At 71.7% G+C, this 15,182-nt stretch carries 13 protein-coding genes; 5 read left to right on the top strand and 8 right to left on the bottom strand.

The genetic code is table 11. From position 1 onward, the window contains the following. Positions 1 to 111: 111 nt before the first annotated feature. Positions 112 to 993, top strand: a complete 882-nt coding sequence (locus KCH87_RS29475; protein WP_374199054.1) for a class I SAM-dependent methyltransferase — start codon at positions 112 to 114, stop codon at positions 991 to 993. Positions 994 to 1,074: 81 nt separating this feature from the next. Here KCH87_RS29475 and KCH87_RS29480 read toward each other — a convergent pair whose 3' ends face one another. The 3 genes from KCH87_RS29480 to KCH87_RS29490 all read right to left on the bottom strand — a co-directional run bounded on the left by KCH87_RS29480 (position 1,075) and on the right by KCH87_RS29490 (position 3,594). Then, positions 1,075 to 1,833, bottom strand: coding sequence for an SDR family NAD(P)-dependent oxidoreductase (locus tag KCH87_RS29480; RefSeq protein ID WP_210589322.1), 759 nt, complete (start codon positions 1,831 to 1,833; stop codon positions 1,075 to 1,077). Further along, entirely contained in the window at positions 1,830 to 2,906 is a 1,077-nt protein-coding gene (locus KCH87_RS29485) for a serine hydrolase (protein ID WP_210589323.1), read from the bottom strand. Before KCH87_RS29485 ends, KCH87_RS29480 begins: the two co-directional genes overlap by 4 nt. Before the next feature lie 238 nt (positions 2,907 to 3,144). Beyond that, positions 3,145 to 3,594: a nuclear transport factor 2 family protein gene (locus KCH87_RS29490; protein WP_210589324.1), complete on the bottom strand. Its 450-nt coding sequence runs from the start codon at positions 3,592 to 3,594 to the stop codon at positions 3,145 to 3,147. A gap of 377 nt (positions 3,595 to 3,971) precedes the next feature. On the opposite strand from KCH87_RS29490, the gene KCH87_RS29495 reads away from it, so the two are divergent. Next, positions 3,972 to 4,757, top strand: a complete 786-nt coding sequence (locus KCH87_RS29495) for an SDR family NAD(P)-dependent oxidoreductase (RefSeq protein WP_210589325.1) — start codon at positions 3,972 to 3,974, stop codon at positions 4,755 to 4,757. Positions 4,758 to 4,824: 67 nt separating this feature from the next. Next, on the top strand, positions 4,825 to 5,781 hold the full coding sequence (locus KCH87_RS29500; protein ID WP_210589326.1) for an aromatase/cyclase: 957 nt from the start codon (positions 4,825 to 4,827) through the stop codon (positions 5,779 to 5,781). A gap of 102 nt (positions 5,782 to 5,883) precedes the next feature. Here the strand turns inward: KCH87_RS29500 and KCH87_RS29505 are convergent, their stop codons facing one another. Together KCH87_RS29505 and tnpA are read right to left on the bottom strand one after the other, a co-directional pair. Continuing rightward, complete coding sequence (locus tag KCH87_RS29505; protein ID WP_210589327.1) at positions 5,884 to 7,104, bottom strand: RNA-guided endonuclease TnpB family protein; 1,221 nt, start codon at positions 7,102 to 7,104, stop codon at positions 5,884 to 5,886. Beyond that, entirely contained in the window at positions 7,101 to 7,529 is a 429-nt protein-coding gene (gene tnpA / locus KCH87_RS29510; RefSeq protein WP_210589350.1) for an IS200/IS605 family transposase, read from the bottom strand. The genes KCH87_RS29505 and tnpA overlap by 4 nt, the downstream gene beginning before the upstream one ends. A 156-nt stretch (positions 7,530 to 7,685) precedes the next feature. Here tnpA and ccrA point away from each other — a divergent pair, with 156 nt between their 5' ends. After that, entirely contained in the window at positions 7,686 to 9,038 is a 1,353-nt protein-coding gene (ccrA, locus tag KCH87_RS29515; protein ID WP_210589328.1) for a crotonyl-CoA carboxylase/reductase, read from the top strand. Further along, positions 9,035 to 10,792, top strand: a complete 1,758-nt coding sequence (locus KCH87_RS29520) for a 3-hydroxyacyl-CoA dehydrogenase family protein (RefSeq protein WP_247196996.1) — start codon at positions 9,035 to 9,037, stop codon at positions 10,790 to 10,792. The genes ccrA and KCH87_RS29520 overlap by 4 nt, the downstream gene beginning before the upstream one ends. Positions 10,793 to 11,112: 320 nt before the next feature. On the opposite strand, the gene KCH87_RS29525 is transcribed toward KCH87_RS29520, so the two are convergent. From KCH87_RS29525 to KCH87_RS29535, 3 genes are all read right to left on the bottom strand, one after another. After that, positions 11,113 to 13,359: a LuxR family transcriptional regulator gene (locus KCH87_RS29525; protein ID WP_210589329.1), complete on the bottom strand. Its 2,247-nt coding sequence runs from the start codon at positions 13,357 to 13,359 to the stop codon at positions 11,113 to 11,115. Between the two features lie 107 nt (positions 13,360 to 13,466). Next, a complete protein-coding gene (locus KCH87_RS29530; protein WP_210589330.1) occupies positions 13,467 to 14,270 on the bottom strand; it encodes a 4'-phosphopantetheinyl transferase superfamily protein in 804 nt (267 codons plus the stop codon). Continuing rightward, the gene (locus tag KCH87_RS29535) at positions 14,267 to 14,821 is read right to left on the bottom strand and encodes a hypothetical protein (RefSeq protein ID WP_210589331.1); all 555 of its coding nucleotides are present in this window, start codon (positions 14,819 to 14,821) and stop codon (positions 14,267 to 14,269) included. The genes KCH87_RS29530 and KCH87_RS29535 overlap by 4 nt, the downstream gene beginning before the upstream one ends. Positions 14,822 to 15,182: the final 361 nt, after the last annotated feature.

Consider the following 15,182-nt stretch of genomic DNA (forward strand, 5'->3'; position numbering starts at 1 on the left):
GCTCCTGGCCGTAATTGTGGGCGGGGCCGTCCGGCGCGGGCAAGGGAAGAATTCCCGAATCCCTTTGTTTTCCAGTCATCCTCCAGTTGCGCGCGGGGCCTCGGGCCCAGCATGGGCGACATGGTCACGGACACGGACACGGCAACGTACAAAACGAAAGTCACCGCCGCCTTCAACGGGGCCGCGGCGACCTATGACCGGCTGGGCGTGGAATTCTTCACGCCGATGGGCGCGCGGCTGGTGGACATCGCCGGGCCGCGGACCGGTCAGCGGCTCCTCGACGTCGGCTGCGGCCTGGGCGCCACGCTGCTGCCCGCGGCGCGGCTGGTGGGGTCCGGGGGCAGCGCGCTCGGCATCGACATCGCCGAGGCCATGATCGAGGAGGCCGGCCTGGAGGCGGCACGGCAGGGCATCGGCAACGTCGACCTGCGGGTGATGGACGGCGAGCACCCGGATCTGCCCGCCCGCTCCTTCGACCTGGTGCTCGGCAGCTACAGCGTGATCTTCCTGCCGGACGCGCGGGCCGCGCTCGCCCGTTATGCCGGACTGCTGCGCGACGGTGGCCGGATCGCCTTCACCAGCCCGGTGTTCACCCGGGACACCTTCCCGTTCCTGCCGCCGCTGTTCACCGACCTGATCCCGATGTCCCTGCTGCGCCACCTGCCGCCGGCCTGGCATCCCGAGCAGCTCCACCGGCAGCTGCACTCCTGGCTGGAGGACCCCGCGGACCTGACGGCCGCTCTGCACACGGCCGGTTTCGGCCAGGTGGGGATCACCGACGAGACGGTGGACATGACGGCGCGCTCCGGCGAGGCCTGGGTCGACTGGTCGCACACGCAGGGCATGCGGCTGCTGTGGCAGCACCTGCCGGCCGACGAGGCCGCCGCCCTGCGCGCCCGCCTCACCACGGCACTCGACGACCTGCGCGGCGCGGACGGCCTGGTCCACATCGACGTCCCGGTCCGCTACGTCACGGCCACGGTGTCCCGCTGACGGCCCCGCTCATGGGTGAGGCCCCCGCCTGGCGGGGGCCTCACCCATGTCACTGCAGATCAGGACCCATGTCACTGCCGATCACGTCACGGACAGCGCACCGTCCACCGCCAGGACCGTGCCGTTGGCGTAGCCGGCCTCCGGCCGGGTCAGCTGCACGATCCACCAGGCGATGTCCTCCGGCCGGCCGACCCGGCCCGCCGGGATCCGCTCCGCCATCTGCGCGAGGAACGCCTGGTACGCCTCGGCCGGCATGCCCGCCCGTACCCCGACCCCGGTGTCGACGACGCCGGGCGCGATGCCCACCGAGCGGATGCCGCGCGGCGCGAGCTCCACGGCCCAGGTGCGGGTCAGGAAGTCGAGGGCCACCTTGGCCATGCCGTACACGGAGTTCTCCGGCCAGGCCCGGCGGCCCAGCGAGCCCGCGGAACTGACGTTCACGACGACGCCCTTGCTCTCCTCCAGCGCATCCAGCGCGCGCTGGGTCAGGAACACCGGGGCGAGAAGGTTCGTGCCCAGCTGGGCCCGTACCGATTCCCTCTCCAGTCCGTCCAGGGCGGCGAATCCGGTGACGGCGGCATTGTTCACCAGCACGTCGATACGGCCGAATTCCTTCAGCGCGGTCTCGACGACCACGTCCGGCGCGTCCGGTTCGTGAATGTCCTTGGAAAGGACGCGAATTCTGTCCTCGTAACCGTCCGCCGTTTCCTTCAGCGTCGATTCACTGCGGCCGACGACGAGAACGTGCGCGCCGTCGTCGGCGAATGCGCGCGCGGTCGCCGCACCGATTCCCGTACCGCCACCGGTGACGACGACGGCTTTCCGCGTCCCGGTGCTCATGAGCACAGCGCGATGTTCACACCGCGGATGACGGCCTGCTCGGCGTCCGGCCCGAAGTCCTTGTCGCCGATCGTGAACGACAGCTGCACGCGGGCGCCGAGGTCGCGGGTGGTGGCCGCGAAGGTGGCGTAGCCGGGGATGCCGGCGCCGTGGCCCCACAGGTCGAGGTCGTCGTCGTTCTCGAGCTTCATGATGCCGAGGCCGTAGCCGATGCCCATCGGCAGGTTCTCGATCATCTCGGGCGGCAGCGGGGTGGTCATCTCGGTGAACTCCGGCTCGTTCAGGAGCTTTCCGCTGAACAGCGCGGTGAAGAACCGGTCCAGGTCGGCGGTGGTGGAGATGATCTCGCCCGCGCAGCCGGCCTCGGAGGGGTTCATCAGCGTCACGTCGACGGGCTTGCCGCCGATGTCCATGTAGCCGCGGGCATGCGGCTCGGGGATGTTCGGGTCGTCGCCCGGCAGCACGGTCTCCGTCAGCTGAAGCGGCTCAAGGACGCGCTCGGTGATCTCCTCGCGGTACGAGCGGCCGGTGACCTTGTCGATGAGCAGCCCGATGATGAAGTAGTTCGTGTTGCAGTACGCGAACTTGGTGCCGGGCTCGAACTCCAGCGGCTTGGCGGCCGCGATGGCGATGAGGTCCTGGGGCTCGTAGTGCTTGTAGCGGTCGCGCAGGAAGCGGTCGCCCGGCTTCTGGAACGAGTCCATGTAGTTGTACAGGCCGCTGGTGTGCTGGAGCAGGTTGCGGATGGTGATCTTCTCGCCGTAGGGCAGCAGGCCCGGAAGGTAGCTCTCGACCGTGCGGTCGAGGTCCACCTTGCCCTCGGCGACCAGCTGGAGCACCACGACGGCCACGAACGGCTTGGTGATGCAGGAGATGCGGAAGCGGCCGTCCGCGGGGACGGGCCGGTCGGAGCCCAGCTCCGCGATCCCGGAGGTCACCACGAAGGACTCGGCCCCGCGGGCGACCCGGAACTGCACGCCTGCTGCTCCTGCTGCGACGAGCCGGTCAGCGGCGCCCTGAACGGCCTGCTCAAGGGCCGAGGCCTCCGGCCGGGCAATCGTCGTCTGCGTCATGTCGGCAAACCCCCATCGGGTGGCAGTTGGTTGTTACGGCGGTGCGCGGCTCTAAGCGGTCCTGGCGCGCCCCGAAGGGGCGCGGGGAACTGCGCGACCAGCCACGACGGGCCCGCAGCCGATCGACGGCCCATCGCGGCACTTCTTGCGGAGCGCTTAAGCGGTGACGCACCCGTACGGCTGTGCCGAGGCTGTCCCGGCGGGGTGGAGAGGCGGCCGGGTGCCGGTGGAGCCCCGCTCAGGCGAGGTCGTCGCGGGTCACCGTGCGGGCGGAGACCCGCAGTTCACCGTCCTGGCGCAGCAGGACGTCCTCGCACACGCACACGCGGTGCACCCGCGACTCGCCGCCGATCTGCGAGGCGTACACGATCGCGTAGGAGCGGACGTCGAGCCCGCCGTCCGGCCGCGGGCGGACGTCGAGCATGCCGAGGAAGTGACGGTGGCGCTGCCCGGAAGCGGCGAGCTCCGCCGAGGCCCGGCGGGTGGCCGCGACGAGGCCGGCGTGACCGCGTACCGGCTCGGGCAGGGTCGGCACGTCGAACGTCGCGTCCTCGGTGAAGGTCCGCGCCCACTGCTCGGCCTCGCCGAGGTCGAGGAGCTGCATCTGGTGGGCGTAGAACTGCTGGGCCTCCGCATGCAGCGCGGCGGACCAGGCGGGGGTCTGCGCACGTTCGGGCGCGATCGTCATGGCGTCTCCGTTCGGTCGATTCGGCCGCCGGTCAGAGCCTGTGTCTGAACCCCCGTCGTCCGCGCGGAGCGCGGGCGCAGCGGCGTTCGATACGTGCCCTGGGGGTCCCCCCGGCCGGAGGCTGGGGGAGTGCGGCGTTGCAGGTCATGTGGCGGAGCCACCTGTCCTGCGGCGACATGCGGCGAGGGTGCATGCCGGGCGTCGGGGCGCAGGCGGGGGTTCAGACACAGGCTCTGAGCCTGCACGCGCCTTCTCGCACCCGGTTGGAAGATCCCTCAAGCCCCGCCCTCACCGGTCCGGTTGAGGGAATTTCCGCCCTACCTCAAGGGGCACGGGACACGGTCGTGAGTCACCACGGCGTTTCTGGAAGGACACCGATGACGACAACGACGAAGCCCTCCGCGCTGATCACGGGCGGGACGAGCGGGATCGGCCTGGCCGCCGCCCGGGAGCTGGGGCGCCTCGGCCACCCGGTCTTCCTGTGCGCCAGGGACGAGCAGAAGGTCAAGCAGACGGTCGAGGACCTGCGCGGCGAGGGCCTGACCGTCGACGGCGCCGCGGCCGACGTGCGCTCGCGCGAGTCGGTGACCGCGCTGGTCGCCGCCGCGGTCGAGGCGTTCGGGCCGATCGGCGTGCTGGTCAACAACGCGGGCCGCAGCGGCGGCGGGGTGACCGCCGACATCGCCGACGACCTCTGGTACGACGTCATCGACACCAACCTCAACAGCGTCTTCCTGGTCACCCGCGAGGTCCTCAAGAAGGGCGGCCTGTCCGACGCGGCGTACGGGCGGATCATCAACATCGCGTCCACCGCCGGCAAGCAGGGCGTCCTGCTGGGCGCCCCCTACAGCGCCTCCAAGCACGGCGTCGTCGGCTTCACCAAGGCCCTGGGCCGCGAACTGGCCCCCAGCGGCGTCACCGTCAACGCCGTCTGCCCCGGCTACGTCGAGACCCCCATGGCCCAGCGGGTGCGCCAGGGCTATGCCGCCGCCTGGGACACCACCGAGGACTACGTCCAGGAGCAGTTCGAGGCGAAGATCCCCCTCGGCCGCTACTCCACCCCCGAGGAGGTCGCCGCCCTGGTCGGCTACCTGGCCTCCGGACCCGCCGCCTCCATCACCGCCCAGGCGCTCAACGTCTGCGGCGGACTCGGCAACTTCTGACCCGTACCGGCATCCGCAGACAGACGCAGACAGACGTAGAGAGACGCAGAAAGACGAGGTAGTGAAGGTGTCGGCTGAACAGGTGCACCGCACGACGCACGACGTGGAGATCGCCGCGCCCGCGGCGGTCGTGTACGGGCTGATCTCGGACGCGGTGCGGTGGCCGCTGTTCTTCCCGCCGAACGTACACGTGGAACAGCTGGAGTCCGACGGCACGGACGAGCGGCTGCGGATGTGGGCGACCGCCAACGGCACGGTCAAGTCGTGGACTTCGCGCCGCCGGCTGGACTCCGCCCGGCGCCGCATCGACTTCCGCCAGGAGGTGCCGGCCGCCCCGCTCACGGGCATGGGCGGCAGCTGGATCGTCGAGGAGCGGGGCGAAGCTGCGTCCCGGCTGGTCCTGCTGCACGACTTCACGGTGGGCGAGGACCGTCCCGAGGACGTCGAGTGGGTCGAGCGGGCCACGGACACCAACAGCCGTGCGGAGCTGGACCGGGTCAAGGACCTCGCGGAGCGCCGGCCACAACTGGACGCCCTGGTGCTCTCCTTCGAGGACAGCGTGCGGGTCGAGGGCCCGGCCGGACCGGTCTACGACTTCCTCTACCGGGTCGGTGACTGGCCCCGGCTGGTCCCGCACGTCGACCGCCTGGACCTGACCGAGGACGCCCCCGGAGTGCAGGTCATGGCCATGGACACGCGCACCGCCGACGGCTCCGTGCACACCACCGAGTCCATCCGGGTCTGCTTCCCCGACACCGGCCGCATCGTCTACAAGCAGACCGCCACGCCCGCCCTGATGGACGCCCACACCGGCGCCTGGTCCGTCGTACCGGACGAGACCGGTGTGACCGTCACCTCCCGGCACGACGTGGTCCTGCGCGAGGAAGCCGTCACGCGGGTGCTCGGCGCGGACGCCACCGTCGAGCAGGCACGCCGCTACGTCCGTGAGGCTCTCGGCCGCAACTCCACCGCCACCCTCAACCTCGCCAGGCAGCACGCGGAATCGGCCCTCGCGACCCGGTGACGGGGCACTCCGAGGCCCTTCGCCGTCCTCGTATCTCAAGGGAATCAGGGAACTCACGTGACTCCACCCACGACTAAAGTCGCGGGCTTCCTGGGTCGGTGGCTAGGCACCGTCGCAGAGGACCAGCCCGGCCCTGTGCAGGACGTTGAGCGCGCCCACGCGGTCGGCGTTCTCGACCAGGCCGCAGTTGACGCATTCGAACTTTGCTTGGGTGACACGGTTCTCCTTCGCGACGTGGCCGCATCCGCCGAGGGCGGCCGGGCACGTGCGGGAGGTGTTGCGGGCGTCCACCGGGATCACTCGGCGACCGGCACTCTCAGCCTTGTTCGCCAGGATGCTCAGGAACTGTCCCCAACCCGCGTCGAGGATACTTCGGTTCAGCCCGGCCTTCGCAGCGGCGCCGTTCGGGAGGAACACGCCGGTCTGCTCGGGATCTGGCTTGGGTGCGGGCGCCTTGGTCATGCCCGCCGTGTTCAGCTTCTCGTGCCCGATCACGTCGTGCTCTTGGACCAGGGCGAGAGCCTTCTTGTGGTGGTCGTCAGCTCGCTGCCGCCGGATCTTGACATGCAGCTTGGCGACCTTCCGGGCTGCGGCCCGGTGCTTCTTCGTGCGCTTCTTGGTGCGTTTGGGGAACGTCGAAAGGTGCTGCTGGGCGGCGGCCAGCTCGGCGGCCATCGTGTCGAGGAACTTCGGGTTCTCGACGTGCTCACCGCCCGAGTCGGTGAAGAAGTGCACGGTGCCCATGTCGATTCCGACGATGCTGCCCGTCGCGGGCAAAGGCTCGGCGGGCACTTCGTCGCAGGCCAGGACGACGTACCAGCGGCGGCCTTCCCGCCTGATGCTGATTGTCTTCACCCGGCCCTTCACGGGGCGGTGCTGGTGCACGCGGACGTGGCCGATGCCTTGCAGGCGTACGCGGGTCCGCCGGTCGTGCGGGGTGGAGTCCCAGCGACAGCCGTCGCCGTCCTTGGGGAAGGTCACGGTGTCGAAGTGCCCGACACCCTTGAACCTCGGGTAGCCGGGCGTGAGACCGGCCTTCACGCGCTTGAAGAAGGCTTGGAATGCCTTGTCCAACCGACGCAAGGTCGCCTGCTGGGAGGAGAACGACCAGCGGCCCTGCCGTTCCGGGTCGAACGTCCGGATCGCCTTGAGCTGGCCGGACTGGTCGCCGTATTTAATGCTCGTCGTCGAGCTGTGCCGGTAGGCGTCCCGGCGCTCCTGGAGCGCGCCGTTGTAGAGGGAGCAGTGGTCGGCCAGCATCGCCCGCAGCGCGGCTTCCTGCTGGGCCGTGGGGCGAAGGAGGAACTTGTACGCCCGTATCAAGGCTGCCCCTCCTTCTCCTTCTTCCAAGGGCGTTCCCACTGGGTGTCGATGTACTTCTCCACCGTGGCCGCCGAGACCGCGCCGACCGACGCGGCGAAGTACGACGACGACCACAGGGTGGGCATCCGCGACTTCAGGTGCGGGAACTCCGCCCGCAGCACGCGGGATGTGAAGCCCTTGAACTGGTTGGCCACATACGACGCCGACGACTTCGGGTCGTGCTTGACGAACAGGTGCACGTGGTCCGGCATCAGCTCAAGGGCGATGATCTCCCACCCGCGCTCGCCGGCCTTCTGCCGGATCAGTTCGTCCAGGCGTTCCGCGACCCGCCCACCGAGGACCGGACGGCGGTACTTCGGGCACCACACCACGTGGAGCCCGAGATCGTACACACCTCCGGAGAACCGACGAACCTTCCTGGTCACCGTCACGCGATCACTATATACACGCCGCAGGTCTAGTGCGGCAGAAAGGTGGGCTCAGGTGAACAGTGCAGATCCGTGCACACAGTTGAGGTCAGAGCAGGGTCAAGAAGCCATTCCCCACCCCGCTAAAGCGGGGCATCCCCTGGCTAGGTCCTGATGGATGAGATCGTCAGCGCTGTTCTCGCCGAGGACGCGTCTGCGCAGGACTTCGCGGGGCTGCGGCTTCCGGAGTCCTACCTCGGCGCGGTACTGCGCGAGGAAGACGTCTCGATGTTCGAGGGCATGGCCTCGGTGGACAAGGACCCGCGCAAGTCGCTCCAGGTGCGGGACGTGCTGGTGCCGCAGCCCGCGGCGGGTGAGGCGCTGGTGGCGGTGATGGCCTCGTCGGTGAACTACAACACCGTCTGGTCGGCCATCTTCGAACCGCTGCCCACCTTCTCGTTCCTGAAGCGGTACGCCCCGCTGTCACCGGCGTCGGCCCGCCACGACCTGCCGTACCACGTGATCGGCTCCGACCTCGCGGGCGTCGTCCTGCGCACCGGGCCCGGCGTGAACCGGTGGCAGGCCGGTGACCGGGTGGTCGCCCACTGTCTGTCGGTGGAGCTGGAGTCGGCCGACGGACACGGGGACACGATGCTCGACCCGGAGCAGCGCATCTGGGGCTTCGAGACCAACTTCGGCGGACTGGCCCAGCTGGCCCTGGTCAAGGCGAACCAGCTGATGCCGAAGCCGGAGCATCTGACCTGGGAGGAGGCGGCGGCTCCCGGCCTCGTCAACTCCACCGCGTACCGGCAGCTGGTCTCCCGCAACGGTGCCGGGATGAAGCAGGGCGACAACGTCCTGATCTGGGGCGCGAGCGGCGGACTCGGCTCGTACGCCACCCAGTTGGCACTGGCCGGCGGCGCCAACCCGGTCTGCGTGGTCTCGTCGCCGCAGAAGGCGGAGATCTGCCGGGCGATGGGCGCCGAGGCGATCATCGACCGCACCGCCGAGGACTACAAGTTCTGGAAGGACGAGCACAACCAGGACCCGCGCGAGTGGAAGCGCTTCGGCAAGCGCATCCGTGAACTGACCGGCGGCGAGGACGTCGACATCGTCTTCGAGCACCCCGGCCGCGAGACCTTCGGCGCCTCCGTCTACGTCACCCGCAAGGGCGGCACCATCGTCACCTGCGCCTCCACCTCCGGCTTCAAGCACGAGTACGACAACCGCTACCTGTGGATGTCCCTGAAGCGGATCATCGGCTCGCACTTCGCCAACTACCGCGAGGCCTGGGAGGCCAACCGGCTCATCGCCAAGGGCAAGATCCACCCCACCCTGTCCAAGGTCTACTCCCTTGAGGAGACCGGCCAGGCCGCCTACGACGTGCACCGCAACCTCCACCAGGGCAAGGTCGGCGTCCTGTGCCTGGCCCCCGAGGAAGGCCTCGGCGTGCGCAACCACGAGCTGCGCGCCCGGCACCTCCACGCCATCAACCGCTTCCGTGAAGGGCAGGCGCACATCTCATGACCGAGCGGCCCCCGCACTCCTCCGCACCCATGACGGGCATCGTCGGCCTCGGCTCGGTCGGCGAGTCACTGCTGCATCTGCTGCTCGCCGCGGGCCACCGAGTGGTCGCCGTCGACACGGACCTCGACGTACTGGCCCGGGCCGACCGGCGGCTCAAGGCCCTCCACGGCAACGGCCCCGAGCGGGACGCCGTGACCTTCACCTCCGACCACGCCCTGCTGCGCGGCGCGTCCGTGGTCGTCGAGGCCGTACCCGACACCCCCGCCGCCAAGGCCTCCGCCCTGCACCGGATCACCGCCGTCTGCCCGCCCGGCACGACCCTGGTGACCACCACGGCGGCGCTGCCCGTCACCCGCCTGGCGCTGTCCACCGCACGCCCCGAGGACCTGGTCGGACTGCGGTTCTTCACCCCGCCCTCCCCCGGCGGCCCCGTCGAGTCGGTGCGCCCGGCCCTCGCCTCCCGTGAGAGCACGGCCGCGCTCGACGCCCTCGTGGCCGCGGCCGGTCTCACGCCGGTCGAGGTGGGCGCCCGGCCGGCCGGCGACGCCACCGCTCTCGTCCTGGGACTGCTGAACCGCTCGGTCGCCCTCCTCGACGAGGGCTACGCCACCCACCACGACATCGACACCGCGATGCGCCTGGGCTGCGGTCTGCCGGCCGGACCGCTTCAGACACTCGACCGCATCGGCCTCGACACGGCCCATGCCGCCCTGATGGAGCTGTGGCTGCGCACCGGCGACAGCTCCCTCGAACCCGCGCCGCTGCTGAGCCGGATGGTCGCGGCGCAGCTCCTGGGCCGGAAGACCGGCTCCGGCTTCTACGCGTACGACGAGACGGGCGCCCAGCTCCCGGCAGACGCCGCGGCGGCCCCCGACACGGACGCCGTGGACGTGCGCCGGGTCGGCGTGCTCGGCTCCGGCGCCATGGCCCGGGGCATCGCCGAGGTCACCGCCGCGGCGGGACACCCGACGGTGCTGGTGGCGCGGAGCGCCGAGAAGGCGGACGCCGCCGTGAACGCCGTGGCGGATTCGCTGACGCGCGCGGTGCGCCGGGGCAGGACCACCCCCGAGGCCAAGTCCGCGGCCCTCGGCCGTCTGGAGGGCGCCAGCGAGCTCGCGGCCCTGGCCGACTGCGATCTGGTCGTCGAGGCCGTGGCCGAGGAACTCGACGTCAAGCGCCCGCTGTTCGAGTCCCTGGGCCGGGTGTGCGCTCCCGGTGCGGTGCTCGCCACCACGACGTCGAGCCTCTCCGTCACGGCCTGCGCCGAGGCCTCCGGCCGCCCCGCCGACGTCGTCGGCATCCACTTCTTCAACCCGGCGCCGGTGATGCGCCTGGTCGAGCTGGTCCGCACGGACACGGCGGCGCCGCGCACCCTCGCCACGGCCCGCGCCTTCTGCCTGGGCCTGGGCAAGACCGTGGTCGGGTGCTCCGACCGCACCGGCTTCATCGTCAACAGCCTGCTGTTCCCCTACCTGAGTGCGGCGCTCGCGCTCCTGGACCGCCAGGGCGCGGAAGACACCCTCATGGAGCGCACGGACACGGCCGTCCAGCAGGGCTTCGGCTACCCCATGGGCCCCTTCGCCCTCCTGGACACGATCGGCCTGGACGTCTCCCACGCCATCCAGCAACGCCTCCACTCCCATTTCAGGACTCCGGAGTACGAGCCCTCACCAGCCCTCACGGACCTGATCACGGCCGGCTACCTGGGCCGCAAGAACGCCAAAGGGCTGCGGACAGCGACGAGTCCACGCTGACCACGCGACACGCACTCAGCCTCCGACCCCACCAGCCCAGACCAGGACCGCACCCGCAACTTCCGGTTCTGGAATCCGCAGTACGAGCCCTCGACAACGCTCACGGACCTGATCACGGCCGGCTACTTGGGCCGCAAGAACGGCAAAGGGCTGCGGACGGCGACGAGTTCGCGCTGACCGCGTGACACGCACTCAGCCTCCGACCCCACCAGCCCGGACCAGGATCGCACCCGCAACTTCCGGTTCTGGAATCCGCAGTGCGAGCCCTCGACAGCCCTCACGGACCTGATCACCGCGGGCTACCTGGGCGCGGCCCGCACTCAGCACCGGCCCCCCACCAGCTCCACCAGACCGGCCCGGGACCGCACCCGCAACTTCCGGTACACGCTGGTCAGATGCTGCTCAACCGTGCTCGGCGTCACATACAGCCGTGCGGCGATCCCGCGATTGGTGCACCCGTCCGCCGCCAGCACGGCAACCCTGCGCTCGGCCCGGGTCAGCACGGCGATCGGATCGCGTCCGGCCTCCCCGGCCGCCAGCGACCGCACCGCCTCCGCGGCAGGGCCCCGCCAGTCGACGGCCTCCCCCGCCTCGACACCCCACTCGGCCAGCAGATCCCGGCAGGTGTGAAAGTCCCTGAGCGCGGCCCGCGCCCGTCCCGAGGCCAGCAGGCAGCCACCCCGGGCCAGCAGATAGTGCACCCCGGCCCGTGACCGGAACAGCACCTCAGGGACGGGAACCCGCAGCAGACGCTCCGCCTTCTGATACGCCCCGCGCGCGGTGGCGGCCCGCACGGCCGCCGCGAGCGGCATTCCGACCGCCACCCCCCACGCCCCCGGCGACATCAGATCCAGCGCCCGCTCCGCATGCCCCGCGCCGACGTCGTACGCCTCCGCCCGCACCTGCACCACGGCGGCCACCGCGGCCGCCACCGCCCGCCGCGCCGGCGTCGTCTGCGCCGGCCCGGCCCCGGCGGACAGCGCACACCACTGCGCGACCCGCTCCGTCTCCCCCGCGTGCAGCAGCAGGGTCAGCACGGCGGCGACGGAGGGCGGCGGCGCGTGCCCATGGACGATCGACTCCAGGACCTGCTCGGCGGCGGTGTCCCTGTCCGGCCCGCCGCCGTCCTCCCCCACCGCACCGGGCCGGACGTAGTCGATCGTGGCCCTCAACTCCAGTACGGGCACGCTGCTTTCGAGCGTTCCGGCGGCCCGCGCCGGCTGCTCCGCCCGCCCGTGCCACAGCAGCAGCCCCGCCGCCTCCACCGTCCGCTCGGCATCGAGCCGCCCGGACGCGAGGTTCCTCTCCAGCGCGGGCAGGTGCCGTATGACGGCTGCGGGGTCGCTCTCCCACTCGGCGCGTGCGAGCGTTTCGAGCATGCCGTGGTGCTGCTCGTCGCCGCCCGCACGGTATGCGGTCCGCAGGAACTGGGCGGCCCGGCGCACCTCGCCGGCCCGCATCGCATGTCCGCCCGCCTCGGTGAGCAGCGGCGCCGCCCACGCGGGCGAGGTCCCCGCCGCACCGTCGGCCGCGGCGGCGACCAGGTGCACGGCCACGGCGGGGGGTTCGGCGCCGTCGTCGTAGAGCACCCGGGCCGCCCGCGCGTGCAGCAGGCCGCTCTCCTCGGCGGACAGGTCCTCCAGCGCGGCCGCGCGCACCCCCGCGTGGCGCAGCCGCCCTCCGTCGAGCAGCCCCGTCGCGTCGAGCTGCTCAAGACCGGCGGCGACGGCCCGTTCGGGGACCCGGAGGAACCGGGCGACCAGCGTGAGGGTGGCCTCGTCGCCGAGCACGGCCAGGGCGCGGGCCGTGCGCAGCGCCGCCGTACCCGCGCCGCGCAGACAGTCGACGACTCCGCGGCGGAAGGCCGTACCGGCGACGGGACGTGCGGGACGTACGGGTTGGCAGGCCCGGTGGTCGTCGAGCAGGCCGTGCAGCAGCCGCGGATTTCCCCCGGTGAACCGGTACCAGTCGGCGGCGAGCCGCCGGGCCGTCTCCGCATCCATGGCACCCGGGCCGCGCAGGAAGCCGGCGACCCCCGCCTCGGAGAGCGTCGTCAGCCGTACGGGAACGCGGCGCGGGTGCCGGAACAACTCGGCCAGCGGCAGCGGCAGCGCGGCGTCCGGCCGTCCGCTCATCACCAGCAGGGCGCCGGTGTCCGCCAGCCGCCCGCACAGATACAGCAGGCTGCGCGCCGACGGCTCGTCCGCGTGCTGGACATCGTCCACTACGACGGCCAGGGGGCCGTTCCCGCCCAGCGCACACAGCGCGTCGTGCAGCGCGCCGGGCCCGCCGCCGGGCTCGTAGGGGTCCTCGCGGGCCGCCCGTCGGGTGCCACTGAGCAACTGGCCCACCACGCCGAACGGCAGGGACTCCTCGGCCGGGGACGCACAGGCCTTCAGCACGCGTGCTCCGCGCTGCGCAGCCCGGGCCGCGAAGGCGTCCAGCAGGGCGCTCTTGCCGGTTCCGGAGCGGCCCGTGACGAGTACGGCGGCTCCCTCCACCCCTCCGGCGGACGCCAACAGCTCGTCGAGCAGCGCCAGTTCGCCGCCTCGCCGCACCAGCTCCACCAGCGTCCCCCCAGGGCGTCAGGCCGCGTGCCTCTTCCGGAAAGTCTCCTCAGGATCATGGAAGGTTCGCTGGTCTTGGACCTGAGCCGCGCTCGAGGCGGCGCCGGTCAGCGCGGGGCCGACACTCTCGGGGGCTCGGGCAGAGCCAGCACCCGGGGCGCGGCCCGTCCCCAGGGAAAGCCGTGATGCAGCTGAAGCACAGGCGACTCCTGAGGCTCGGCCAGGACGGCCACGGCGGCCAGTACGTCGGGCACCGGCTCCAGCTCCACGAAGCGCCACCCTCTTTCGTGGTCGTTCTCCGGCGGCCGGAAACCGGTCACTCCGCGGTCCTCGGCCAGAGTGAAGGCGAAGCTGTCGAAGGGCAGTCCGAGGCCGAGCCCGCGCGCCTTGGAGTACGCCTCCTTCAGCGTCCACAGCCGCAGCACCCGCCGGTCGCGGGGCCGGCCCGGGGCGGCCTGCGCCACCCAGTTCCGCTCCTCCTCGGCGAAGGTCTCCACGATGGTGTCGAAGCCCTGGTCACCGCGGTCGAGCCGCTCCACGTCCACGCCGATCCGGTGCCTGCGCACCACGCCGAGCAGATTGTGACCGAGCGCGTGGGACAGGTTGAAGTCCAACTCCCGCCCGCCGCGCGGCAGTCCCTCGGGCGGCTTCTGAAGGAACGGCCGCCCGCGCGAGGTGCGCCAGATCACGGCCTCGGCCTCCGGCACCCCGCTCTCGAGTGCGAGGACCCGCCGCACGAGCGCATGGGCGACCAGATACTGGCGCCGGTCGCGCTCGAAGAGGAACCTGCCCGCGATCTCCTGCTCGTGCTCGTCCAGCCAGTGCGCGGCCAGGGTGGCGGCGATGCCCGGGGCGAGCTCCTCATTGGGGCAGAACCAGAGTTTCACCGCCACCGGAGCCACACTGTTCATCCGGCCTGCTCCTCCACGGGGTCCAGCCACAACGGCTGCCGGAGAAACACGGACGGCGGCGGCACGGCCCCCGGTCCCCCTGTGCCCTCCTCCATGGCGGCCCAGTCGACGTCGACCCCGGACAGCCACAGCAGGGTGAGCTGTTCGAGGCGTCCGCCCCGCCAGAGCGCGGCCAGATAGTCCCGGGTCTCCGGCGCCGCGCCCAGCCCCAGCGGATCGACCGCACCGGCACGCAGGTCGGCGCAGCGCAGGCCGCCACCCCCGGTCCGGGTATCGGCGAACCGCCTCAGCTCTGCGACCAGTTGAGGCACATCTCTGCCAAGACAGACGACCCGGCAGGGCATGGCGGCCCGCCCCACCCGCAGCGCCCGCGCGACATCGGCGAGCACGACCGTGTCCACGCCCTTGGCGAGCCAGTCGGCCAGCCGGGAGGCGGTGGCGGCGAGATGGGCAGGCGTGGGCGCGGACAACAGCACCAGCTCATCGGCCCGCACCGGAGCCTCCGGCACGCCGGGCAAGGCCAGGAACTCCTCGACAACGGCCCGAGCCACAAGCCCACCGTCGCCCACCACTTCGACCACAGCCCTACGAGGCACCTCCCGCCCGTGCCCGTCACGCCCCCGCACCCACGGCACGGCCCCGTCCCCGCCCCGCCCCGGAGCAAGCACCCCCTGCCCCACCTGAAACACGGCAGCCGTAACCCCCACAACCCCACCAACAGCCCCGGCATCCCCAACCTGCCGCCCACCCATTCCCCACATCTCCCCCACCCCGACGACCGCAGCGTCCCCGCCGACGCTCGGCCGTTCGGACACATCCCCAAGCTCCCCCAGCCCCCCCGCCCCAACAACCGCGGCGCCCCCCCCCCCCCGCCCCCCCCCCCCCCCCCCCCCCCCCCCCCCCCCCCCCCCC

Origin of the sequence: Streptomyces sp. GESEQ-35, from assembly GCF_017948485.1 — a bacterium.
GTDB lineage: Bacteria > Actinomycetota > Actinomycetes > Streptomycetales > Streptomycetaceae > Streptomyces.

Bases quoted from the DNA above. Each gene is read 5' to 3' on its own strand.
- KCH87_RS29475 (WP_374199054.1), top strand. From the start codon at position 112: ATGGGCGACATGGTCACGGACACGGACACGGCAACGTACAAAACGAAA.
- KCH87_RS29490 (WP_210589324.1), bottom strand. From the start codon at position 3,594: ATGACGATCGCGCCCGAACGTGCGCAGACCCCCGCCTGGTCCGCCGCG.
- ccrA (WP_210589328.1), top strand. From the start codon at position 7,686: ATGGATGAGATCGTCAGCGCTGTTCTCGCCGAGGACGCGTCTGCGCAG.
- KCH87_RS29480 (WP_210589322.1), bottom strand. From the start codon at position 1,833: ATGAGCACCGGGACGCGGAAAGCCGTCGTCGTCACCGGTGGCGGTACG.
- KCH87_RS29485 (WP_210589323.1), bottom strand. From the start codon at position 2,906: ATGACGCAGACGACGATTGCCCGGCCGGAGGCCTCGGCCCTTGAGCAG.
- KCH87_RS29520 (WP_247196996.1), top strand. From the start codon at position 9,035: ATGACCGAGCGGCCCCCGCACTCCTCCGCACCCATGACGGGCATCGTC.
- KCH87_RS29530 (WP_210589330.1), bottom strand. From the start codon at position 14,270: ATGAACAGTGTGGCTCCGGTGGCGGTGAAACTCTGGTTCTGCCCCAAT.
- KCH87_RS29495 (WP_210589325.1), top strand. From the start codon at position 3,972: ATGACGACAACGACGAAGCCCTCCGCGCTGATCACGGGCGGGACGAGC.